This window comes from Aeromonas sp. R1-2, assembly GCF_040908505.1.
Lineage (GTDB): Bacteria > Pseudomonadota > Gammaproteobacteria > Enterobacterales > Aeromonadaceae > Aeromonas > Aeromonas veronii.
Genome location: NZ_JBFODU010000060.1, coordinates 37,792 through 60,546, shown reverse-complemented (window position 1 = coordinate 60,546; position 22,755 = coordinate 37,792). Strand labels below are relative to the sequence as shown.

24 protein-coding genes and 1 pseudogene are annotated in these 22,755 nt (G+C 56.4%); 4 read left to right on the top strand and 21 right to left on the bottom strand.

From position 1 onward, the window contains the following. Position 1: 1 nt before the first annotated feature. Positions 2-493, top strand: coding sequence for a Dps family protein (locus AB5Y76_RS20710; RefSeq protein WP_005334596.1), 492 nt, complete (start codon positions 2-4; stop codon positions 491-493). Positions 494-569: 76 nt separating this feature from the next. On the opposite strand, the gene AB5Y76_RS20705 is transcribed toward AB5Y76_RS20710, so the two are convergent. From AB5Y76_RS20705 to AB5Y76_RS20670, 8 genes are all read right to left on the bottom strand, one after another. Then, entirely contained in the window at positions 570-800 is a 231-nt protein-coding gene (locus tag AB5Y76_RS20705) for a hypothetical protein (RefSeq protein WP_263716822.1), read from the bottom strand. Positions 801-848: 48 nt separating this feature from the next. Continuing rightward, the gene (locus AB5Y76_RS20700; RefSeq protein ID WP_263716821.1) at positions 849-1,640 is read right to left on the bottom strand and encodes a hypothetical protein; all 792 of its coding nucleotides are present in this window, start codon (positions 1,638-1,640) and stop codon (positions 849-851) included. A gap of 49 nt (positions 1,641-1,689) precedes the next feature. Continuing rightward, positions 1,690-2,214: a hypothetical protein gene (locus AB5Y76_RS20695; RefSeq protein ID WP_263716820.1), complete on the bottom strand. Its 525-nt coding sequence runs from the start codon at positions 2,212-2,214 to the stop codon at positions 1,690-1,692. 49 nt (positions 2,215-2,263) lie between these two features. Beyond that, positions 2,264-2,722, bottom strand: coding sequence for a hypothetical protein (locus tag AB5Y76_RS20690; RefSeq protein ID WP_139463795.1), 459 nt, complete (start codon positions 2,720-2,722; stop codon positions 2,264-2,266). Positions 2,723-2,749: 27 nt separating this feature from the next. Next, on the bottom strand, positions 2,750-3,289 hold the full coding sequence (locus AB5Y76_RS20685) for an AAA family ATPase (protein ID WP_263716819.1): 540 nt from the start codon (positions 3,287-3,289) through the stop codon (positions 2,750-2,752). Between the two features lie 84 nt (positions 3,290-3,373). Further along, positions 3,374-4,408, bottom strand: coding sequence for a GTP pyrophosphokinase family protein (locus AB5Y76_RS20680; RefSeq protein ID WP_236319226.1), 1,035 nt, complete (start codon positions 4,406-4,408; stop codon positions 3,374-3,376). A gap of 439 nt (positions 4,409-4,847) precedes the next feature. Continuing rightward, complete coding sequence (locus tag AB5Y76_RS20675) at positions 4,848-5,111, bottom strand: hypothetical protein (protein WP_263716818.1); 264 nt, start codon at positions 5,109-5,111, stop codon at positions 4,848-4,850. A 96-nt stretch (positions 5,112-5,207) separates the two neighbouring features. Further along, the gene (locus AB5Y76_RS20670; protein ID WP_199427285.1) at positions 5,208-5,672 is read right to left on the bottom strand and encodes a MerR family transcriptional regulator; all 465 of its coding nucleotides are present in this window, start codon (positions 5,670-5,672) and stop codon (positions 5,208-5,210) included. A 220-nt stretch (positions 5,673-5,892) separates the two neighbouring features. On the opposite strand from AB5Y76_RS20670, the gene AB5Y76_RS20665 reads away from it, so the two are divergent. Continuing rightward, positions 5,893-7,137: an NADH:flavin oxidoreductase/NADH oxidase family protein gene (locus AB5Y76_RS20665; protein ID WP_263716817.1), complete on the top strand. Its 1,245-nt coding sequence runs from the start codon at positions 5,893-5,895 to the stop codon at positions 7,135-7,137. Positions 7,138-7,275: 138 nt separating this feature from the next. Here AB5Y76_RS20665 and AB5Y76_RS20660 read toward each other — a convergent pair whose 3' ends face one another. After that, positions 7,276-8,313, bottom strand: a complete 1,038-nt coding sequence (locus AB5Y76_RS20660) for a Mal regulon transcriptional regulator MalI (protein WP_005353573.1) — start codon at positions 8,311-8,313, stop codon at positions 7,276-7,278. 290 nt (positions 8,314-8,603) lie between these two features. Here AB5Y76_RS20660 and malX point away from each other — a divergent pair, with 290 nt between their 5' ends. Further along, entirely contained in the window at positions 8,604-10,175 is a 1,572-nt protein-coding gene (malX, locus tag AB5Y76_RS20655) for a maltose/glucose-specific PTS transporter subunit IIBC (protein WP_021229930.1), read from the top strand. Positions 10,176-10,262: 87 nt separating this feature from the next. Then, positions 10,263-11,453, top strand: coding sequence for a MalY/PatB family protein (locus AB5Y76_RS20650; protein WP_263716816.1), 1,191 nt, complete (start codon positions 10,263-10,265; stop codon positions 11,451-11,453). A 13-nt stretch (positions 11,454-11,466) separates the two neighbouring features. Here AB5Y76_RS20650 and AB5Y76_RS20645 read toward each other — a convergent pair whose 3' ends face one another. The 12 genes and pseudogenes from AB5Y76_RS20645 to ascN all read right to left on the bottom strand — a co-directional run bounded on the left by AB5Y76_RS20645 (position 11,467) and on the right by ascN (position 22,611). Further along, a complete protein-coding gene (locus AB5Y76_RS20645) occupies positions 11,467-11,922 on the bottom strand; it encodes a DUF3142 domain-containing protein (RefSeq protein WP_318528137.1) in 456 nt (151 codons plus the stop codon). Positions 11,923-12,177: 255 nt separating this feature from the next. Continuing rightward, entirely contained in the window at positions 12,178-14,310 is a 2,133-nt protein-coding gene (locus AB5Y76_RS20640; protein ID WP_263716815.1) for a hypothetical protein, read from the bottom strand. 249 nt (positions 14,311-14,559) lie between these two features. Further along, positions 14,560-14,982 carry a hypothetical protein gene (locus tag AB5Y76_RS20635; protein ID WP_263716814.1) on the bottom strand — a complete coding sequence of 141 codons (423 nt, stop codon included), beginning with the start codon at positions 14,980-14,982 and terminating at the stop codon, positions 14,560-14,562. Next, positions 14,982-15,932 carry a hypothetical protein gene (locus AB5Y76_RS20630; protein WP_058055773.1) on the bottom strand — a complete coding sequence of 317 codons (951 nt, stop codon included), beginning with the start codon at positions 15,930-15,932 and terminating at the stop codon, positions 14,982-14,984. The genes AB5Y76_RS20635 and AB5Y76_RS20630 overlap by 1 nt, the downstream gene beginning before the upstream one ends. A gap of 137 nt (positions 15,933-16,069) precedes the next feature. Continuing rightward, positions 16,070-17,128, bottom strand: coding sequence for a SctU family type III secretion system export apparatus subunit AscU (gene ascU / locus AB5Y76_RS20625; protein ID WP_263716812.1), 1,059 nt, complete (start codon positions 17,126-17,128; stop codon positions 16,070-16,072). Then, complete coding sequence (gene ascT / locus AB5Y76_RS20620) at positions 17,125-17,913, bottom strand: SctT family type III secretion system export apparatus subunit AscT (protein WP_263716811.1); 789 nt, start codon at positions 17,911-17,913, stop codon at positions 17,125-17,127. Before ascT ends, ascU begins: the two co-directional genes overlap by 4 nt. Further along, positions 17,910-18,176, bottom strand: coding sequence for a SctS family type III secretion system export apparatus subunit AscS (gene ascS / locus AB5Y76_RS20615; RefSeq protein ID WP_005334586.1), 267 nt, complete (start codon positions 18,174-18,176; stop codon positions 17,910-17,912). Before ascS ends, ascT begins: the two co-directional genes overlap by 4 nt. 1 nt (position 18,177) lies before the next feature. Then, positions 18,178-18,831 (bottom strand): SctR family type III secretion system export apparatus subunit AscR, encoded by a 654-nt coding sequence (gene ascR / locus AB5Y76_RS20610; protein WP_005320745.1) that lies wholly within the window; start codon positions 18,829-18,831, stop codon positions 18,178-18,180. Beyond that, positions 18,828-19,754 (bottom strand): type III secretion system cytoplasmic ring protein SctQ, encoded by a 927-nt coding sequence (gene sctQ, locus AB5Y76_RS20605; RefSeq protein ID WP_263716810.1) that lies wholly within the window; start codon positions 19,752-19,754, stop codon positions 18,828-18,830. Before sctQ ends, ascR begins: the two co-directional genes overlap by 4 nt. Then, a pseudogene (locus AB5Y76_RS20600) lies at positions 19,751-20,131 on the bottom strand (type III secretion system needle length determinant); the annotation flags it as partial. The gene sctQ and the pseudogene AB5Y76_RS20600, both read right to left, overlap by 4 nt. Before the next feature lie 699 nt (positions 20,132-20,830). Further along, complete coding sequence (ascO, locus tag AB5Y76_RS20595; protein WP_263716808.1) at positions 20,831-21,292, bottom strand: type III secretion system central stalk protein AscO; 462 nt, start codon at positions 21,290-21,292, stop codon at positions 20,831-20,833. Continuing rightward, entirely contained in the window at positions 21,289-22,611 is a 1,323-nt protein-coding gene (ascN, locus tag AB5Y76_RS20590) for a SctN family type III secretion system ATPase AscN (RefSeq protein WP_263716807.1), read from the bottom strand. The genes ascO and ascN overlap by 4 nt, the downstream gene beginning before the upstream one ends. Between the last annotated feature and the right edge of the window lie 144 nt (positions 22,612-22,755).

The window sequence follows — 22,755 nt, the reverse complement described above, 5'->3', positions numbered from 1 at the left end:
GATGAAAAAAGAGAGTGTGGTTTTACCAGAAATGGATATCGGTATTTCAGCCGCCGATCGCAAGAAAATTGCAGATGGATTGTCGGCACTGCTTGCCGATAGTTACACCCTTTATTTGATGACCCACAATTTTCACTGGAACGTAACCGGCCCGCAGTTCAACAGCCTGCACAATATGTTTATGGATCAATACACCGAGCAGTGGAATGCGCTGGATGTTATCGCCGAGCGGATCCGCGCATTGGGCTTCCCGGCCCCCGGCACATACAAGGAGTTTGTCCGTCTCTCCTCCATTGAGGAGGTCGAAGGGGTGCCCTGTGCCAGTGAAATGCTCAAACATCTGGTGTTGGCGCAAGAAGCCACGGCGAGAACCGCCAGAAAACTGTTCGATCTGGTCGATGCCGTCAATGACCAGCCCACTGCCGATGTGCTGACCCAGCGCATCGATATTCATGAAAAAACCGCCTGGATGCTAAGAAGCATGCTCTCTTGATGACACGGGGCTGCCATATTCTGTGGCAGCCCGACCTTACCTACCTGTTTGGCCCAACCGAGCCTTTTGGTTGCTGTCATTTGGTTCGATAGCGATACACGAGCCAGTCAATTCCCGCCATTGCCGCCGCGACGCCAATCATGATCAGAGTGAGGCGGCCGCCCTCCTGCCATGAGAGCAAATCCAGATGAAAGTCCTGCCGAATAAATTCCGGGATCAGGCCGATAGGCATGGTAATAGCCAGATAGGATATAAATTTTCTGAAAAACATATGGTCAGGTTTTGGAGTCTGTTTTTGTTGGATCATTTTTATATGTTGGCGTGATGTGTGATAAAACTAAAAACAGGGGGCTCATTAATTTTTGGCGATTGTCTCTGGAAGATAAAGCCAGCGGATAAGCGGGCCTTTTCTGGAGGCAAAACGAATTTTAATCCAATCATCTTTCTGCTCAAGGATTTCAACTTTGTCATTATGAATTAGATAGGCCTTGGTCTTTGATGTTTTTTCAGGTGATGAGTAGAGAAAAACTTTCTCAGATGTGACTGGCCAGAGAATTTTCTTGCCATCAAAGTCAATCGCCACGGTGTCCAGTTTATCCCCCTTATTATTAAATGTGTGCTCGTAAAGAGGGAAGGTCTCAATCTCGGAGTTTTGGATTTGATACTCTGTTGTTTTATATAGCCAGAGCTCACCCTGAGAATTATATTGGTAAGTGTCGTAATACCATACAGGGCCGGAGCGGCAAGAACTAACCAAAGAAAGAGCGTCTGATCGAACTGCAAGGTTGTAGAGATCCCCACAGGCCGAGGTGGGCATTCTATAGTCCGCAAATTCTAACTTTTTAAATGCTGCATTTATATGGTCATACAAGAATACATAAAAGACGGTATTTACCATGCCGAGAGAGCTAGAGATTGCAATATCTTTGTAACCGTCAAAGTTGAAATCTTTTATGATAAAGTCAGATTGCAGTTCATCATCAACACATATCAGAGTTTCTTTCTCTTTTCCGGCAGCCAATAAATAATAACAGTCATTTTCTTTTTGTATTTCAATTTTGACTCCGCTAATCATATAAGATGAGTTTGTCTTTGCTGAGACGGAGAAACACAGCAATAAAGCTGTAATGATGACAAGATATTTCATGGTGATTTATTCTTTTGCGTGAGCTTTTGAAAAGTATTGCTTTCGTATTTTATTTACTGTCTTGGACAGTTTTTATAAGTGTGAGCTGGTTTTTATCAACAATGTAATAGTTTGTGTAATAAACAAAAGACTTTCCGTCTTGACTGTTTTCAACTTTAACCGTTGTGAGAAGGCGGCTATCAATTTGGGGAGATTCTATCCATTCTCCCACACGGATATCAGAATCATTACTCACATCATATGAGCTATAGGCATTAAATACCGCATCCAGTACCTTACCCGTGCGTTTGTTGACAAGGACTTGATCATAACAACCTGATGAACCACATCCCCAGCCTGTCAGTACATATTCACCAGCATATACTGGCTTTTGTGACAAGGCCGCGGTAAGTCGGGTTCGGAATGTTCTGGCCAATTCAGAGTCTAGTGAAAGTTTGGCTGGCTTACCTTTATATACAGGTGGTGCCGGGTAGTCCTCTTTTCGTGGGAATACTTGAGAGCTGGCTTCATTAGCAAATGACTGCTGATTGGATAATCCGAGGAAAAGCAATAAATAAATAACGCGTGATTTCATAGTATTTACCTTGGTGTTTAACTCTTTATTTACACTAAGTTTTTAAAAGTCATTTAACTCTTGAACTTCTCAGCTCTTTATGTGGATTGTGTGGGAAGCAGTTAACGTATGCCTTAGCCATATGATTATTACCCATATCATCAACAATAGTGCAAGTCAGATTACAAGGTTTACCAAGATCACGACGCCAGAAATGGTAGTGGTGTTGATATTCTGCTTCAAATTCAGATGTTATTGTGACAGAAATTATCCAGTGGATAGGTATTTTCTTATTACATACTAATTTAGTAAGCAATTCTGAATATGATTGAGACATGAGCTTCAATTCATTTATATCTGGAGTTACGACTTTGGTAATCAACTCTATAGAAACGACTTTTGACTCTTCAGATTCAAGAGTTTTGTACAGCTTTCCTAATCCCCAGTATCCATCTATATCATTGTTTCTGCTCGCAAAAGAATTGATGATGCCTGATGCTACACATATTAACTCTGTTCTACGCCCCATATTTATCCTCTACAGGAACTAGCCACCTTAGTTGTGACCAGCGCTCAAACTCCAATGGCTAGTTACTAGTTGGTTAAGATAGAGATTTACCTCTGCCCGAGTCGTGAAATGGTGCTTGTCGTTTGGGAATCGATCAAACAGCTCGCGATGGAAGTGGCTGGAGTTTTTGCCGGCTCGCTGCCCATATTCCGATGCCCACACCAGCAGTTGTTGAAAGTTCTTTTCCGCTGCCACTGCATCCCGTTGCCTGGCGCTTTGTGATCCGCGTGATAGCAGTGAATCACGGCATACCGACCAGTCGAGATCCAGAAAGAGCAGGGTATCGGCGGCATCAAGCAGTTGCTCGGCCAGGGCGCCAAATACCCCTTCGACCACCCATGAGGGCTCTTGAGCAAGTGTTTGAATGGCATGGTCAATCTCATGCTGGGGCCGTTTTTGGTTAAAGCCGCCCTTCTGCCAGACAATGGTGTCCAGATTGACCTCGCGGATAGTTAATACCTCAGCCAGCTGCGCCGCCAACCAGCTTTTGCCCGATCCCGAGTTGCCAATAATCAGAATTCGTTTCATCTCTGAGCGCTCTTTTCTGGAGCATATATCTGGATATTGGGAAATAGAGGTGGTGTTACCAAGATCTAAATACGCTTTGCTATTCTAACTTTGTCCCTTTACTAAATGGGAGAATTCTAATTTTTTCTCTAGCCATGAGTTTGAGATTCCTGCTCGTTCTAGATATTTGTGATCTACAAGCTCTAATGATACTCGTACAATTCCTATTTGTGTGTAACTTGTATCTTCATGATCATCTGGATCATATGGTGGATATTTTTCTTCATACGCCTCAGCCGCCTCTAGAGCCTGCTCTATTATATCATCAAGTTGTTTTAGAGTTGTATAACCAAAACTTTTAAGTTCATGAATGGCTTCAGACATTGTAGAACTATCTGATTTTTTCCTATTCGGGAATTTCCACGACAAATAAGCCTTTAAATTATCAAGCTCAATTTCAGATTCTAAGCTTTCCTCTTGATTATTTTCAATTTTTTCAGATACTGATTTCTGATATTTTGAACGTAATTCTCTAATGGTTTCAAACTGATCATCAGCCGTTTCAAACAACCCTGAGAGAGCGTTTAGTTTTCTCCTTAAGTGTTGGGGAATATCAGATTCTTGTTTGTAGCTTAAATGATGAGCTACAACTGCCCATGCGTCTTGCAAGATAGTTCTTACTTGGATTTCACATACTAAATTTTCTAGTTCTGGATAACGAGCTTTTAGATAGTCTGATTTTAGCTTTACGAGATAATGGAGAGCCCCATACCCGAATTGATCAACATCAGAACCTTGAACTTTATCTGCTTTTTCGATTACTTTAAACTCACTCTCGATAATATTTTCTAACTTACCTCGGTCTGAAGCGTACAGGAATACGATCCTAGCTCCCGAGAAATCGGTTATTTCATGGAATGGATCTTTATAGTTTTTACGGTGTATTTTTTCACAAAAACTTGCCTCGGTTTTTGTTCTTGCTGTAATTGAGGCAACTTCAATGTTTGCCGATAAAATGGATTTGGTTAGGATAAATTTAACCTCATCACACATAATACTATACATTTGTTTGTTTTCATGAAATTTTCTAATATGTTTTGGATTGTCATTCCAAATCATGTCTATATATTTTCCTTTCACAAAACCACCTATCATTAACTTTAAATTTCAAAGGCTAACATTTACATTTTGATTTTTATATATAAGTTTTCTCTGACAATATCCGTCGATAATTTTACTATTAAAAATATTTTTATGCTGGCTTAAAGAATGGTCTGATATACCGAGTCACAGCATGTGAGAGGTGTGGATTACCCCCACGCTACCGCCCGTGGATTACAGCCTCCAGCCTGCTGCGGTTATCCGGCGATGTGGTGGATGGCGAAACGGCTGCACAGGGTTATCTCTGCAAGAGTGGTTGCCAAGTGGGGCATATTAATCGAGAGAGGGGCAGGGTAAAACCGCAGTCGGGCAAAAACCTGCCAAAGATCAATAAATTGCTCATTAAGTGGGTGTTATCTATCCGCTTGATACAGCAACCGCAGGCAGAGCTTCATCTCTTGCCGGGTACAACCGCCACTCAATACTCCAGAAACTTCTCCCCGCAGCGTTCGCAAATTAGATGTTTTACATGGGTGGTCTGGTAGGCCAGTGTTTCACCAAACGCCCAGTTGGTGATGCTGCTGGAAGTAAAGGCTTGCCAGAAGGCTTTACGCGGATCCTTGGGCATGATGTCCTGGCTGTGATCGCGGGCGACCAGCACCACGAGATGGCGGGTACGCTCGCCGCATTTGTCACAGCGGTGGATTTCTGTTGGCGGATTCTGGTCGTGCGGGTTGCTCATAAATGGGCTCGTGAAGAGAGGCAGGCGCCCATCATATTCCTCTCCACTTGGCTCTCAACCTTTCTGGTCGAGGGCGTGTGCCGGTTGTGAACAGGATCACCTTTTGTGGCGTAACGCAGACTTGGCCGTGGTGGCAGCCTTTGCGACGTGCTTGTGAGAGGGGATGCCCATGCTGGCCAATACCCGGGCGGCGTTCTCTTCACAGGGCATCTCGTCGGGTTTGGACTCCACCAGCCGGATCAGGGTCTGCAACTGCTGCTTGCTGTGGGCAAGTCTGGCCTCCAGCGCCTCTATGTCGTTCACCTTGGCCTTGAGTGCCGCCAGCAGCGGGGCGTGTTGCCAGGTGCTGATATCCGCCGGTACCAGCTGCTTGATCTCGTCGAGGGAGAAGCCTGCCTGTTGTGCCTGGCTGATGATGGTCAGCAACGGCACTGTCTCGGGTGGGTAGTCGCGATAGCCGTTGGCCCCCCGTTGCACCTTGTTGAGCAGGCCCCTGGCTTCGTAAAAGCGGATAGCCGAGGCCGCCATGCCGGTCTGTTTGGCCAGTTCACCGATCTTCATCTTGCCTCCTGGGCTGCAGGTTGATGGCCCCTGACCTTAAGGCTGAGGGGCGGGTGCCGGGAGATTCTAGGGTTAAAGCCCACTTGAATGTCAACGGCCCTGAGCAAGCAAGGGTTGGGTGGATAGCCTTTCCTTGGTCGTAGCGGCATCTCGACAAAGGGCTTGACCTTCAAGTCAGCTTCAAACTTATGGTGGGGCCCTCACTACCGAGGAGATCGCCATGAACCCATTTACTCCCCTGACCCTGCCCAATGGCAGCCAGCTTATCAACCGTCTCGCCAAGGCAGCCATGGAAGAGAACATGGCTGACCGTGACCATGCCCCCTCCGAGGCGCTGATCCGCCTCTATCGCACCTGGGCTGAGGGTGGCGCTGGCCTTATCATCACTGGAAATGTGATGGTGGATGGGCATGCCATGACGGGAGCGGGGGGCGTGGTGCTCGACACCCCGGCGCTATCCCCACAGCTGGCCGGGCGTTTCAGGGCCTGGGCCGAAGCGGCCAAAAGCGGGGGGGCCCAGATCTGGATGCAGATCAACCACCCCGGTCGCCAGATGCCGGCGGCGCTGGGGCAACCTACCCTGGCACCTTCCGCCGTGCCCATGGCGCTCGGCAGTTTCTCCAAACAGTTCTCTCCGCCCAGGGCCATGAGCGAGGCCGATATTGCCGAGGTGAAAGCACGCTTTATCAATACGGCGCTGTTGGCACAGCGTCTTGGCTTTGACGGAGTGCAGATCCACGCTGCGCACGGTTATCTGCTAAGCCAGTTCCTCTCGCCGCTCACCAACCAGCGTAGCGATCGTTGGGGCGGCAGCCTTGAGAATCGTGCCCGCTTGCTGCTGGAGATAGTGCAGGGGATCCGTGAGCAGGTGGGGGAGCGCTTCTCGCTGTCGGTCAAACTCAACTCCGCCGACTTTCAGCGTGGCGGCTTCAGTACCGAAGATGCCAGAGCTGTGGTCGACATGCTCAACCCGCTCGGGGTGGATCTGGTGGAGCTCTCCGGTGGCAGTTACGAGGCGCCCGCCATGCACGGTCAGGCCCGCGATGGCCGCACCCTGGCGCGGGAAGCCTATTTTCTGACGTTTGCCGAAGAGATAGTGAGTGCCGCTCATATGCCAGTGATGGTGACCGGGGGGATCCGCCGTTATCCGGTGGTGGAACAAGTGCTCGGTAGCGGAGTTGCGGTCGTTGGCATGGCCACCGCGCTTGCCATCGCCCCGGATCTGCCCGCCAGATGGCGCCGTGAGCAGGCGGCAAGCGCCGAGCTCAGACCCATCCCCTGGCGCAACAAGGTGTTGGCTTCGGTAGGTTATATGGCGATGGTGAAATACCAGCTGCAGCGGCTGGGCCGAGGTCAGCCGAGCCACCCCAAGGTTGCGCCATCGCTGGCGCTGGCTTGCCAGCAGTGGCAAACCCTGCTTGGCAACGCCCGTTATCGGCGCTGGATCAAGGCGCAGGAAAAGTGAAGAGAGGGTGGTTCGCAGGCGGGCGAGCCAGCCTGGCCAGCTTAGGCCTATGTCCGCTTTTGCGATTTGTTGGTGAGCGGTGATGATATGGCGGGTGGGGCGAGCTCGGGTTGCTGCAGATGGGTCAGCCTTGCCAGCTCAAGCCGACTCCCGCTTTTGCAGATTGGGGGTGATGATATGGCGGTTGGGGGCGAGCTCGGGCTGCTGCATTCGGGTCAGCAGTCGTTTTGCCGCCTGACGGCCGATTTCGCGGGCCGGTGAGCTGACAAAGGTGAGAGCGGGGGAGGTGAGTTCGGCCTCCGCCACATCGTCAAAACCGAGCAGAGCCACCTGCTGGCCGATGTAGTTGTCCTTGCCCACGGTGCGGCCGCTCGCCTCGACGCCATAGATGGCACCGAGCGCCACCTCGGGGTAGTGGCAGAGCACGGCGGTCACCTTGGGGTGCTGGTGCAGCAGCTGGGCGATGGTGTCGGCGGCGCTGCGCTGGGTGCGTTCGCACTCCAGTACCCACTCCGGTTTGAAGGGGAGGCCATATTGCAGCAGACTGGCGCAGTAGCCACCGATCCGCTCGGCACGGGTGAGGGAGTCGGCTCGCCCGCCGACGTAGGCGATATGGCGGTGGCCCTGCTCGATCAGGTAGGTGGTGGCCTGCTTGGCGGCGTGGGTGTTGTCGGGGCCGATAAAATCGACGTCATCACGATAGTAGGAGCGGGCGGCGCACACCACCGGCAGCTCGGAGTCGATCAGGGTCTCCAGCGTCTTGGCCGCCGCGCCGCGCACCGGATTGAAGATGATGCCCGCCACCCCTTGCCGTGACAGGGAGTGGATGCTCTGCTGCAGCCGCTCCGGGCTGTGGCCGCACTGGGTCAGAAACAGCAGATAGCCTTGCTGCTCCAGCACCTCGCTCACCCCGGCGGTCACCTCGGTATAGAAGGGGTCGGTGATGTCGCGCAGGATCAGCCCCACCAGATTGGACTGCTGGCTGCGCAGGTTGGCGGCGGCGCTGTTGGGTACGTAGTCGAGCTCTTTTATCGCCTGCTGCACCCGCTCGGCGGTGGCCGGCGAGATGCGCCCCTTGCCGTTGAGCACCATGGAGACGGTGGTGACCGACACTCCCGCCCGCTGGGCGACATCGGTGATCTTGGTGGCTTTGGCAGAGAGGGATTTGGGCGACATAGGGCGAACGGACGACGGACAGTTGAGAGCGAGGCCCCAGCATACCTGCTCAGATGCTCAAGTGAAACGTTACATCACCATTGGGCCGATCCGGCTCACAAATTTGGAACCTGCTGCCAGTCAGCCCCCTTTTTCTGTGATCTTGTCGGCACTTGTAGTTTGATAAAACGTTTTATCATCCAGCAAAACCTGATGCTGACCCGGCCTTTTGCTTCGAGATTGCTTCGAGATTGCCTCGAGCGGGGGAGGGCAGCCGCAGATATTGCTGTCTATTCACAAGGAGCCGTTTCATGGCCAAGCCTCAAGCCAAATCCACTATCTGGGAGTTCCTGCAGAGCCTCGGCAAGACCTTTATGTTGCCGGTCGCCCTGCTGGCCTTCTCGGGCATTTTGCTCGGTGTCGGCAGCTCGCTCACCAGCGATGCGGTCAAGCAGAGCATGCCCTTCCTCGACAATACCGTGCTGCAACTGCTGTTCCTTTGGATGACCAAGGTGGGGCTGGTGGCCTTTATCTACCTGCCGGTGATGTTTGCGGTGGCCATTCCGCTCGGGCTGGCGCGAGAAGAGAAGGGGGTCGCGGCCTTTGCCGGTTTCGTCGGCTATGCAGCGCTCAACCTCTCCATCAACTTCTACCTCACCGTGGCCAACGTCATCGGTGACGCGGCGGCGGAAAAGGCCTACGGGGTGAAATCGATCCTCGGTATCAGCTCCATCGACACCGGGATTCTGGGGGCTATCATCGTCGGGGTGATCGTCGCGAAGCTCCACGCCCGTTTCTACACCTACAAGATGCCCGATGCGCTCGCTTTCTTCGGCGGTGCCCGCTTCGTGCCCATCATCACTGTATTGGTGCTGGGTGTAGTCGGTCTGGTCGTGCCGTTCGCCTGGCCTTGGTTTGCCGCCGGCATTAACGGTATCGGGGCGCTCATCTCCCACGCCGGTCCCTTCGGCCCCTTCCTGTTCGGTACCGGTGAGCGTCTGCTGCTGCCACTCGGTCTGCACCACATTCTGGTGGCGCTGATCCGCTTTACCGAAGCGGGCGGCACCCAGTTGGTATGTGGTCACGAGGTGAGCGGCGCCCTCAATATCTTCTACGCCGAGCTCTCCTGCGCCGACACTTCCGGCTTCTCGGTCTCTGCCACTTCGTTCCTCTCTCAAGGCAAGATGCCTGCCTTCCTCGGCGGCCTGCCGGGTGCGGCGCTCGCCATGTATCACTGCGCTCGCCCGGAAAATCGCGGCAAGATCAAGGCGCTGCTGGTCTCCGGCGTGGTGGCCTGCGTCATCGGCGGCATCACCGAGCCACTGGAGTTCCTGTTCCTGTTCGTGGCACCGGTACTCTACGTTATTCACGCCATCCTGACGGGGCTGGGCTTTATGACCATGGGGCTGCTCGGCGTCACCATCGGCAACACTGACGGCAACCTCATCGATTTTCTGGTGTTCGGCGTGCTGCAAGGCACCGCCACCAAGTGGTATCTGGTGCCGGTTGCGGCGGCCATCTGGTTTGCCATCTACTACAGCGTGTTCCGCTTCGCCATCGTGCGCTTTAACCTGAAAACGCCGGGTCGCGAAATCGAGACCAGCGAGGCTGCCCAGCCCGCAGGCAAGAAGGCTGGCAACAGCGGTTACAACGGTGAAATCATCCTCAACGCCCTGGGCGGCGCCGATAACATTCTGGCGCTCGATAACTGCATCACCCGCCTGCGGATGTCGGTGCAGGACATGAGCCGGGTCGATGACAAGGTGTTGAAGGCAAATGGTGCCATCGGGGTGATCAAGCTCGACGAGCACAACCTGCAGGTGGTGATCGGCCCGCAGGTGCATCTGGTGAAAAACCAGCTGCAGAGTCTGATGGGGGCCTGAACCGGCCAATAAAATCCGAACGGGGGGCGCAAGCCCCCCTTGTTTGCCTCTCCCAATATGTCTCCTGCTTATGGAGGGAGAAACTTCATGCACGATATTTATGACTTCGATCACCAGATCGACCGCCACGGCACCTACTGCACCCAGTGGGACTATGTGGCCGACCGCTTTGGCCATGCCGACCTGCTTCCCTTTACCATCTCCGACATGGATTTCGAGACCGCCCCCTGCATTCGCCAGACCCTGGCAGCCCGCCTTGAGCACGGAGTATTTGGCTATAGCCGCTGGAATCACGACGACTTCAAGGTGGCGGTGAGCGACTGGTTTGCCCACCGCTACGGCGCGAGCCTCGACCCCGAGACGCTGGTCTACGGCCCCTCGGTCATCTATGTGATTGCCCAGCTGGTGAGCCTCTGGTCGGCGCCGGGTGAGGGGGTGTTGGTGCATACCCCCGCCTACGACGCCTTCGGCAATATGCTGGCTGCCAACGACAGGGTGCTGCTGCCATGCCCGCTTAAAAAAGAGCAGGGGAGTTACCAGATCGACTGGGCCTGCTTCGAGCAACAGGCAGCCCGCCCCGATTGCCGGATTTTGCTGCTCTGCAGCCCCCACAACCCCACCGGCCGGGTCTGGACGCGGGATGAACTCGGCCGGATGGCCGCTATCTGCCAGCGCCACGGGGTCAAGGTCATCTCGGACGACATCCATATGGATGTGAGCTTTGCCCGCTACCTGCCGTGGAGCGAGGTAGCGCCGGATGATCACTGGGCGCTGGTGAGTTCGGGCTCGAAATCCTTCAATATTCCCGCCCTTGGCGGCGCCTACGCCTTTATCGCCAACGCAGAAGCGCGGGCCGCCTATCTGCAGCGGCTCAAGGCGGCCCATGGCCTTTCATCGCCGCCCATTCTCGGGGTGCTAGCCCATATCAGCGCCTATCGGGACGGCGCTGGCTGGCTCGATGCCCTGAAAGCCTATCTGCACGACAATCTCGCCCATGTGGCGGCGCGGCTCAACGCCGCCTTCCCCGCCATCGACTATCGGGTGCCCGAGGGAACCTATCTCGCCTGGATTGATCTGCGCGGCCTTGGCATCGACTCCACTGAACGGATGGATGCGCTGCAAACCTTGCTGGTGGAGAAATATCGGGTCGCCATCATGCGCGGCGACACCTATGGCCCTGAAGGCACAGGCTATATCCGACTCAATGTCGGCTGCCCGCGCTCAAAGGTTGACCAAGGGCTCGACGCTCTTATCAGCGCGCTGGGGGAGGTGGAGTAAGGGATATCCTGAACTAGCGATTGATCAAGAAGACGACCTCCCCCCGGTAGTGGGGGGAGGTCGCAAGCTTTGCCTGCCACGAGGGTTCCCACTCGCCCTCCTGCACCAGACCAACCTTGAATGGAATGGTGAGCTGCATCATGGCGGGTAGATAGGAGCTGTAACCCGGTACCGTATGTTTTCCCTGATAGGTCTGGATCACTATCTCATCAACCGGAAGGCTGTTGAGTTGCGCCACATCCCCCGTCTTGGCCCAGTCGAGCAGGCCCGTTACGCTGAGCTTGCACTCTGCCGGCAACACTTGTCGCAACTGCTGCAAAGAGGTGGCGTAACGATCCAGTTGGCGGGTGGCTGCATCAAAGTCGATCTGAATACCCGTTACTTTGGCTCCGGCCTTGCGCCACTCCTGATACAGCTTGACCAGCAACTTCTTGTGATCGGCAGAGAGCGGCAGCGTATTCACTCTCACGACAAGCCAGAGTTGTTCGGTCTGAAGTGGCGTTGGAGCGCGCCCCAGTTTGATAAAACGGGGGCCGGATGGCCTGTTCAGGATCTCCCCCTGATGCAAATAGAGGGTGGTTGCCTGTGCCAGGACTGGCTGATGTCGGGTGGCAGACCAGAGCCAGAATGCGTCATAGCTGTTGGCATCGACATTTGCCTTAAGTGGCGCAGCAAGTGTCGATAACAGAATTAGCAGGCTAGGCACGAGGGGCTGCGGCATGGTTTACCAGTAGTATTTGAGTGATTTGGCCCATACCGAGTTGCCATAACGTTGCTTGAGCGTGTTGAACCAGGCTTGCCGCATGCTCTTGGGGAGCTCCTGATCGTCACACCCGTTGTAGCCTGATGGTGCGTAGCAGTTGATGGCTCTATAAAGGGCATAGCTCTTGTCTTCGGGCTCGGCTTTAGGGTTGGCCATGACGGCCTGATATAGCTTTAGCCTGCTTGGTGCGGTGGCTGACTCAGGTTTTGACAATCCCCAAACCATCTCTTTTCCTTGCCACAAATTGATCGCGGGATCCTTGTTGCGCAGATATTCACCCAGGCAGTTGAGTGCGTGTCCGTCTCCGGGGTGTTGCAGCAGTGTGCCGAGAGTGGAGGCCAAATCACGGCAGTAATAGCCCTGCGGTGTGCCTTCACCTCCCCACTTGAATGCTGACAAGAGCACATCTCTGTTGGGTACCGGTTGCCATGGTTCATCCTTGGGTGGGGTAGCCTCCTTGTAGTCGGCCGGAATAAGTGTCACGTCTTTCAGGAACGTTGCGTAATCCTCTGCAATCAGGTCTCTCACCAGCAAGGTATGCAGGGCGATTTGTCTTTCCAAGGCGCTTGTGGCCTGCCGAGCCTGCTGACGAAGCACGTCCGGATCTGCCGACTGTTTTAACACGACGGTGCGTATCCGCAACTGAGTGACAGGGCTCTCTTTGTTGAAAATGGCCGCAGTATTGCCGGTACGTACCCACTGATCTGCCAGCATGTTTTCCACGAATGCCTGTTGGGCTTGAGTGAGAGGTGCCGCTACGAGCGTCATCAGGGCTTGCTCTGCCTGGTCAAACGCCTTCATTCCTTGCTGTGCCCAGATGCGCAGCAACTGGCGGCTAAACGCCAGGGTTGATGCGTTTTGTCCTTCTGTTTTGGGCAACAGCGCCAGTACAGCATCAAACTGTTGGTTCTGCAGCAATCGATAAGCTTGCAGATAGGTAGCCTCTTCCGTTTTACCCGTCTCTTGCAGCTGTTGGATGGCCTCATCGATCTGCTCGTCACTCCAGTTGCGTTTCTGGTCATAGCCAGTTCTGAGGCCACGCAGTGCATTGATAAACAGCAGCTCAGGCTGAGTTTTATCCTCGTAGGCGAGTTCATTTCGATAAGCATCTGCGCTCAGCAAAGAGAGATCTATTTCGTTAACCAGCGCCTCAAGTTCCGGCAGGGAGTGGTCAGCGGCTATCGCTTCGCTATAGTTATCGCGCAATGAAGCCTGGTCACCCGCCATCCAGTTGATGCGTCTGAACATCCCCTTGGTCGAGCTGACGTAACGGCCTTGCGGATAGGTCGCCAGATACGACTGCCCCTGTGTCATGGCCTGTTTCAGCGCCTCTTTATCACTCTTGGTGAAATCCGTATCACCATACTCGCTCTGCGCATCTTTCACCGCTGCATTAAGGTGTGTTCGCATCACCATATAGTTCGCGGTTTCGGCAACCCACTGCGCTTTTGCCCCTTGCAGAGCCATAAAGCCGGTCAATGCCTCGGAGAAATGACCTTCGTAGAAGTGGCGGGCCGCATCCAGATAAGCCTGCCACTCCCTGGTAGACTCGCTCATTGTGACGTCGGAAGACTGGGGGCTATCTTCCTGTTGACCAAGGAGCTGTAAGCGGGTTTTGAGCAGAAGCGTGCGCTCGGTAGGTGACAGGTCACTTTGCTCAAGGGCATCAAGAAATTGACTGACAGATTGCAGCGAGTTGGAAATGGCTCGGCCGTAAAGGGCATCCCGGCCAGCATAGTGTTCCAGCAAAGTCGGGAGCGAGGCGTCATGGGCAGTGAGCCGGCTAACCAGCTGTTCACGTAGTTCCGGGCTTTCCATCTCGTCGGGAAGTGGCAGACGTTGCAGAGAGAAGAGCTCCATATCGCGTTCGTTGGCCGGGTCAGCCGGAAGCATAAAGGGAAGGGAGAGTCGCTGCTTGTCAGCCAGCAGCATCAACAAGTTGCTCTTGGTGTCATTTTCGGAAAGGAAAAGCGGATACGCAGGCAATGGACAGTCTGTCAGCCAAAAACTGCACCCGTCTTGGTCGAATGAGGCAACCGAAGGAAAAGCAGCAAGCGTGAGTGCCAGTGCCGAACAGTATTTCAAGATCTTCATAAGAGGCGGTATCCACTATCTGCCGAGTGACAACTCCTTGAATCACGAGCCAAGAAGCCTGAAGCACAATGGCTGGCAATAGTACGCAAGTGGGTTGCAATCGACAACCTTTCAGTGGTTTATGATGGGCGTTCAAGCAGATAACAGAATGCTGATGGCCTTACGTTGTAAGGCCTGCAATAAAAACGGGGCCATCAGTGATGGCCCCGTTATGGTTGCGCTGTTTTCCCTTATGAGCAGATGCCGAAATCAGCCGCGAATGGTCGTCGGGATAGCGCTGTTCGGGCGTGACATGGCTGGTTCGATTGCGGGCTCGATGAGCTCGGTAGCTGCTAGTGCTGTGCCTTGGGTCAGGGCTTCGGCCTGATGCAGCATGCGGCTGACAAGCTCAATCAGAAGTTCCACATCCAGCTTGTCCAGCCACTCGCGACACCAGAGCAGGGTGCTCTGCTCGCTGTCTCTACTGAGTTGCAGCACAGGCCAGTCGGCCATGGCGGCGAGGGAGGGGGTCTGGATATCCCCCAGCGGAATAAACAGGGTCACCAGTTGATCCCGCTCGCGAATATGGAGGCTGAAGGGGCCCGCCTGCAGATCCAGCCCCTCTTCGTGCAGGCACTCCTGCGGCAGGGATAGCTGGCGAACGAGGGTTGATAGCATGGCATGGAACATCATTAATCCTCCCGATGGGTGTTATCAAAGACCGACTCTGTGGGCGGCCACAGGTTGGCGATAGGGGGGCGGGCAGGGGTACCGACCAGTGGCGCCCCTATGGTTGCGGCCCAGGGGTCGACCACTTTGGCGTGTGGCCCCCAGCTTTCCGGCTTGGTGAGTTCACTCCCCTCGGCGCGGCCAATGACCACAAAGCAGTGGGTCTGGGCGTGACCCTGTGCACCACGATGGGCCAGCACTTCGATCCGCTGGTCACTGTTGTGGCGCAGCAGTTCGGCCGCCGCCGAATAGGCCAGGGTCGAGCAGCAACCGGCCTTGGCGTCATCCACCGCCTTGGCGATGTTTTCCATGGTGCGCAAGGATAGTGGCTGCTTGTTTCTGGTTATCTGGATGGCGGCCATATTGGCGCTGTTGTTGGCGCGCTGGTTGGCTGCCAGGCGCTGGGGATCCTGCCCGAAGGCGTTGAGTTTGCCGATGATCTTTTGATAGCTAGGGTTGTTCGGCTGGACAAAGGTCTGGGCGTCGGTGCAGGCGTAGCTGCCCAGTTTTTCCAGTCCGGCCATGCTCTTTTGCAGCAGGGCCTGGGTGCCACCCGCCATCACTTTCGGTTCATGTCGCGGGGCGGCTCTGGTGATGGCACCCTGTTCTGCCAGGGCCTGCTTCAGTTCAGTCAGACGAGCGCCGCGTGCTGCCACCTCTTTGGGGTGGTGCTGCTCCCAGTGCTGGATTGCATCCTGCACCCGCTGCGCTTTGCCGCTATCGGGGGCGCTTTGCAACTGGCGCAGGGCGCTGATGACCTGCTTGAGATCGCTGCTCTGGAAGTGGCCGATGCCGCGCTTGACGGATTGTTCGAACAGCTTGTTACCCTTGGCCAGCAGCGGGCTGGCCTCTGTCTGTTGGGGTGAGGCTGGGCGGTTGAGGTGAATGTGTCCACCGATTGCAGGTAAGGCCATGATGTGATTCCCGACAGGGTTGACGATAAGGGGATGATACCGAGCCGTGACGGCGCGCTATATCAGGGAGCGGTCGGGGATTTGTCAGTTTTTCGCGTGTTGCGCAGTTTGTTTGGCCAGTCGGGCAGCGTGCTGCCCTACCACTGTGGCCCTTCGCTCTGGCGCCACTGCTCCAGCCAGCGCAGTACCTCGGCGGTCGCCTCGATCTGGTCGGCGGGAATGTAGTTGTTGAGTTGGGCATCCCGATAGAGGGCACGGGCCAGTGGAATGCGTTGCAGCACCGGGATACCCTCCTCTTCGGCAATCTTGCGTACCTGCAGCGCCTGGGCATCGGTGAATTTGAGGGTCACCACCGGCAGCGGGGTTTCTCCCCGCTCGTAGCGGATACCGATGGCGATATGGGTCGGGTTGGCGACGATGACCGAGGAGCGCTCGACGTCGGCGCGCATGTTGCTCGACTGCAACTCCTGATGGAACTGGCGGCGCTTGCTCTTGATCTCCGGGCTCCCCTCCATCTCCTTGTACTCCCGCTTCACCTCGTCCTTGCTCATCTTGAGCTGCTTGATGTGCTGGTAGTGTTCGAAGGCGTAGTCAGCGATAGCGATCACCACAAAGCCCATGGCGCAGACCGCCATCAGCTGGCCCAGCATGCCCCCCAGCACCGGAGTGATGCAACTCATGCCGCAGCCGGGTAACTGGAGCATCGCTTGCAGATTGCCCTTTATGGTGACCCACACCAAGAGGCTCAGGAGACTCACCTTGAGCAGTGATTTGACGAACTCCATCAGGCTCTTGATGGAGAAGATCTTCTTGGCCCCCTCCACCGGATTGATCTTCTTGATGTCGGGCTTGATGGACTCACCGCTTAGCAGAAAACCGTACTGGGCGAAATGGGATGCGAGTACCACCAGCACCGCGACCGCGAGGAGCGGAATGCAGAGATAGGCCATCTCCTGCATCAGGTTCTCCACCACATGGTTGAGCGCCTGGGTAAAGGGGAGGTTGATGTGGGATTCCGGGATCATCATCAGCTTGCCCAGATGTTCGAGGTAGTAGTCGGACATCGCCATCAGCATGCCCACCAAGCTGAGAATGATGGCGGTGGAGACCACCTCCTTGCTCTTGACCACCTGCCCCTTCTGGCGTGCATCCCGCAACTTTTTTGGGGTGGGTTGTTCGGTCTTCTCGCCGCTCATCGCGCCTCCAGAATGGGGATCAGCAGTTGCAGCGGATCCATCACCGCCAGCACCTGTTGATAGGCGTGATCCATCATCAGCTTGATATAGATGACCAGCAACAGGCTGGTGACGGCGCTTTTTATCGACATCGCCAGCACGAAGACGTTGAGGGAGGGGGCGAAGCGGCTGATCAGCGCCAGCCCGAATTCGGCCAGAAACATGGCGATCAAGAGCGGCGCCGCCAGCAAAGCGCAGAGCAGCAACATATGGCTGAACTGGCTGTAGAAAAAGTTGACCCACTGCTCGTCGATGGTGGGGAAAAAGTGCGCCACCGGCCAGCTGATGTAGCTCTGGAACAGGGCGGCCAGCAGGGCGAGAAAGGCGCCGCTGGCAAAGAAGAGGGTGATCAGGGTCTGGGTCAGCAGCAGGCCGGTGGGACTGGTCTGGCTGCCGAGACTCGGGTTGAACAGGGACCCCATGGCGGCACCGCGCTGGTTGTCGATCAGAAACCCGCTCGACTCGATGGCCCAGAAGGGGATGGCGGCGACAAAGCCGATCAGCAGGCCGAGCAGCACCTCCTTGGCGATCAGCATGGCCAGCGCCATGCCTTCGATCTGATCCGGCAAGGTGTCGGCGACTGTGGGGTAGGCGTAGAGCGCCAGCGAGCAGACCACGCCGTTGCGGATCATCGCCCCCCCCAGCATCTGTTTGCTCAGCACCGGCAGCATCACGAAGCAGCTGATAAAGCGCGGCAGCAGCAGGGTATAGGCCAGCATCTGGGCCTGCAGGCTCTCCAGCGTCATTGGATTTGCGGTACCTTGAACAACACCATATCGGCAAAGCTGTAGAGCTCGTTCCCCAGCCAGGCGGTGGTGGCAAACAGGGTGATCACCACGGCGATCAGCTTGGCGACAAAGCCCAGGGTCTGCTCCTGGATCTGGGTCAACGCCTGCAGCAAAGAGACAAGGGTGCCCACCAGCGCCGCCACCAGTACCGGTGGCATCGAGAGGATCAGCACCAGCCAGAGCGCCTGGCTGGTGAAGTGAAGGATATCGGCGTGACTCATGCTAGCCTCCGTAACTGATGACCAGCCCGTGGGTCAGTCGGGCCCAGCCATCGAGCAACACAAACAGCAGCAGCTTGAAGGGCAGCGAGATGGTCATGGGGGAGACCATCATCATCCCCATCGCCAGCAAGATGTTGGAGATGATGAGGTCGATGGCGATAAAGGGCAGGTAGATCAGAAAGCCGATTTCGAAGGCGCGGCTCAGCTCGCTCACGGTAAAGGCGGGCAGCAGGATCAGCAGGCTGTCGGGCTCCAGCCGGTCAGCGTATTTGCTGGGCCAGAGCTGCTTGGTGCTGTCGATAAAGAAGGCGTGCTCCCGCGGTTTGATCTGCTTTTTCAAAAAGTCGCGGTAGGGGGCAATCCCCTCATCGAGGAACTTTTCCACAGATTCGGATTTGGCCAGCGACACCTCGTTCTGGCGCAGGTAATCCTGGGTGGCAAAGCCGACCGGCGCCATCACATAAATGCTGAGAATGATCGCCAGCCCGTACATCGCCATGTTGGGGGGGATCTGCTGCACCCCGAGGGCGTTGCGCAGCAGCGAGAAGACCACCGCCAGCTTGACGAAGGAGGTGGCCATCACGGCGATAAAGGGGAGCAGGGCCAGCAGTGCCAGCCCGACGATCAGGTTTAGCTCGTCTGGCAACTGGATCATGACTGTGACTCGTTGTCGAGGCGTTCGACCCTTACCCCCAGGCGACCCTGGATCTCCACCAGTCGGCCCACTCCCAGCGAATGGCCGTTGCTGATGATGCGCACTTCGCCATCGAGGGGTGTGCCAAGATCGATCAGGGCGCCCGGTTGCAGGCTGGTGAGAGTGTGCCAGTCCAGCGTCTGGCGGCCCACTTCAAAGCTCACCTGGATCGGCAGTTGCTCCAGCTCGGTCGGGCCGAAGGGGTCAGCGGGTTTAGCGTTGTGCATGGCAGTCAATTCCAGATGTTGTTGATGGGGTTGGCAGTAGGCAAAGGGGCGACCCTCCACGCAGATCAGTAGTTGCTGACCGAGCTGCTGATGGGGTGGCGGCAGCAGCACATCGCCGATAGCGAGGGTGGCGAGCTCATCTATGGTCAGCCCCATCTCGCCCCACTGCAGGGAGAGGGTGAGGGGCAGCGGCAACCGCTGCTGCCATGGCCGTGGTGGCAACTTGCTCAGCAAGGGCTCGGGCTGCGGCAGCCAGAGAGCGAGACTGGCCCCTTCCCGTTGCAACAGCAGTTGCAGCGCGGGCTCGCCGGTCTGAACGTTACTCTCCTGTCGGGTCAGCGCCGAGCAGCTGAGACCACCGAGGGGTTGTCCCAGCCGTTCGATCAACGCCAGTTGCAGCGGCTCGGGCAGGCTGAACAGCGCCGCCTGCTGCAGATCGGGCGCCAGCCAGTGAGCCATTTCGGCGCCGTGGCACAACAGTGGCAGAGAGAGACCCTGCCACTGCAGTTGCAGCCGGGTATCGAGCGTTGCAGGCGGCAAACCGATGGCGAGGAGAAGCTCGCCGCCACTCCAGCCAAAGTGCTGGCGGTATTGGCTTAGGGTCTGCTGTAAAGTCAACTCCGCCAGCGAGGCGGAGGTGAGGGCAATCGGTGTCATGCGTCGGCATCCCACTCTTCGTAGATGGATCGTTTATGGCGTGAGCCCTGCTCACTGTCAGGCTGGCCGAAGAGATCGAGGGCGACCCGCTCGCCTGGATAGAGCCGTTGCAGGCGGTCGACCAGATCGCTGCGCCCCTGATTGAGCAGCAGTTGCCCTTCGCTGGTTGCCAGAATCTCGATCTGCAGCTCGCCATGGTGGTGAGCGATGCGAATGGAGAGATCGCCCAGCTGTGGCAATGTCAGGCGCAGAAGCGGCGGGCGCTCCGGGCGGCCCAGCTCCTGATAGATATCCACTGCCAGCCACTCCAGCAGTTGACCCAGTTCCCGATTATTTTCGGCAGGTGCCAGCCGGGCGAGCTGCAGATCCCCGGGGGTTTTCACCTGTGGGGGGATCGGTTGACCACTGGCTTCGGGTATCTCGTCGCTCAGGGTGATCTCATTGATGTCTGTGTCTGTGTCTGTGTCTGTGTCGGCGGCGAGCTGCTCTGCGAGCTCACGGGCATCGACTAAGGATGCATCGGTCACTTGCGTCCTATCCAACCCAGAGGTGTCACCTGCTATCAGCGTGTTATCCGCTCCCCTATCGGAACATGTTGGGGGCTCTTCCTGCGCCGATGACTGTGTGCCCTCTTGCCCCTGCTGCGACCATGCGTCGGGGACCCGGTGCGCGCTTGCCTCTCGCGCTATATCTTGCGAGTGCTGATCTGTTTGGTGCGCGGTTTCTTGCTTGTCACGGGCCGCCACATCCGTGAGGAAAGATCCGGATTGATCTTCTTGGATGGGTGACGCGGGTTGCTGTTTTTTTGACCTTGCGTGAGTGGCGGCAAGCTCCTGCTGTTGGGCCTTATCGGCTATCTCTTTTTTCTGTTGCTGCGCCTGCAATAGCTGTTGATGCAACGCAACCCTGCTCTGGTGCAGGTTATTTTCCCGGTGTTGGTGAGCTGTCTTTTGTTCCTGATCGAGCCGCATTGCCTGCTCGAAACTCTGTTGTTGCGACCGATTGGCTTCAGCCATCTGGGTATCGCCCCGGGCTGTCACTGTGCCCTGTATCGGGAGGATTCGGTTCATGACTCGTTACATCCTGATCTGCTGGCGGAACTCTTCCTGTTCCTGCTCTTCGTTGTAGTCACGCAGGGCTTGCTGTGAGGCCTGCTCCTGACGGTGTAGTTCGGCAAATTTCTGTTGCTGCTGGCGAGCGCGGTGTACCGCCTGCTGGCGCTCCTGCAAGCGGATGCGCTCTTCGGCGACCCGCTCGGCCTGCTCGGCGGCAGTTTGTTCAAGCTGGGCCTCTTTCTCCCGCAGCAGCGCCACTTGCTGTTGCCACGCCTTGAGCCCCTTGCGATCGAGTTGCTCTGCCTGACAGATGGCAAATAGCCGCTCTTCTTCGGCTTGGCGCCACTGGCGATAGTCGAGACTCTCCTGCTCCGCTTCGCGCTGGCGGACGCGGGCGAGTTGCAGCCGAGCCTGCTGGGCGGCGAGCTGCTGCTCGGCCCTATCCAGCCGCAGGTCTTTTATTCGTTGCAGGCGGCCAATCATCGGGTCAGCGTCTCCAGAGTCGAGAGGGCTTCCGGCAGTGAGCTGGGTTCATGAGTACCTTGTCTGAGCCACTGGCGAATAGTCTCGATGCGGGCGATCGCCTCATCGGCTACCTTGTCCTGCCCTTTCTGGTATTCGCCGATCTGCAGCAACAGCTCCACCTCTTCATATTTCGCCAGCCAGCTGCGCAGTCGACCGGCCTGAGCCTGATGCTCGGGCTCGATGATCTGGTTCATCACCCGGCTGGCGGAGCGCAGCACGTCGATGGCCGGGTAGTGGTTGGCCGCCGCCAGTTTGCGCGACAGGATGATGTGGCCATCGAGGATGGAGCGGGTCTCGTCGGCGACCGGCTCTGTCATATCATCCCCCTCTACCAGCACGGTATAGAGGGCAGTGATGGAGCCCTTGTCTGACTGACCGGCCCGCTCCATCAGGCGGGGCAGGGCGGCAAACACCGACGGCGGATAGCCCCGTCGGGTTGGTGGCTCGCCAGCGGCCAGACCAATCTCCCGCTGGGCACGGGCAAAACGGGTGACGGAGTCCATCAGCAGCAGTACCCGCTTGCCTTGATCCCGGAAATACTCGGCGATGGAGGTGGCGACAAAGCCCGCCTTGGCCCGCTCCATGGCGGGGCGATCCGAAGTAGCCACTACCAGTACCGCCTTCTTGAGCCCCTCTTCCCCCAGATCCGCTTCGATAAATTCGCGCACCTCACGGCCCCGTTCACCGATCAGCGCCAGCACGGTGACATCTACCTCGGCGCTGCGAATAAGCGACGCCAGCAGGGTGCTCTTGCCACCACCTGCGGCGGCGAAGATCCCCATCCGTTGCCCCTCACCGCAGGTGAGCAGGCCATCGATGGCGCGAATGCCCAGCGAAATGGGTTGCTCAATCCGCTTGCGGCTCATGGGAGCGGGCGCATCCCGATAGACCGGGTACCAGGCCTCGGGCTCTGGCAGATGGCCACCGCTAAAGGGGTTGCCGAGGCCATCGAGCACCTGGCCGAGCAGATGCTCGCCGACCCCGACCTGATGCATGGCTCCGGTCGGGCTTACCTCGGTGTTGGAGGAGATGCCGAACATCTCGCCAAGGGGGGTGAGCAGAGCCTGATGCTGGGCAAAGCCGATCACCTCTGCCTGCAGGGAGAGGGTGTTGTCCGGGTTGCGTAGATGACAGAGTTCACCGATCCGCACCCCGGGGACGACCGCCTTGAGCAGGGTGCCGGTCACCTGGGTGACCCGGCCACGAATCTGGATCAGACGGCACTCGTCGATGGCATAACGAAGCTGGCCGGGAATGTGGTCGAGGGAGAGGGTCATAACAATCTGCGCTATTGAAACTGGTGGCCACTATAGGGGATGGGGGGCTACGGGGATTTCAGCGCGAGTCGGGACTTTTTAGAAAACCGTTGGGGGCGGGCTAAAAATTCACGGCCGATTTTGGCATAGGGAGGCGAGGGCGAT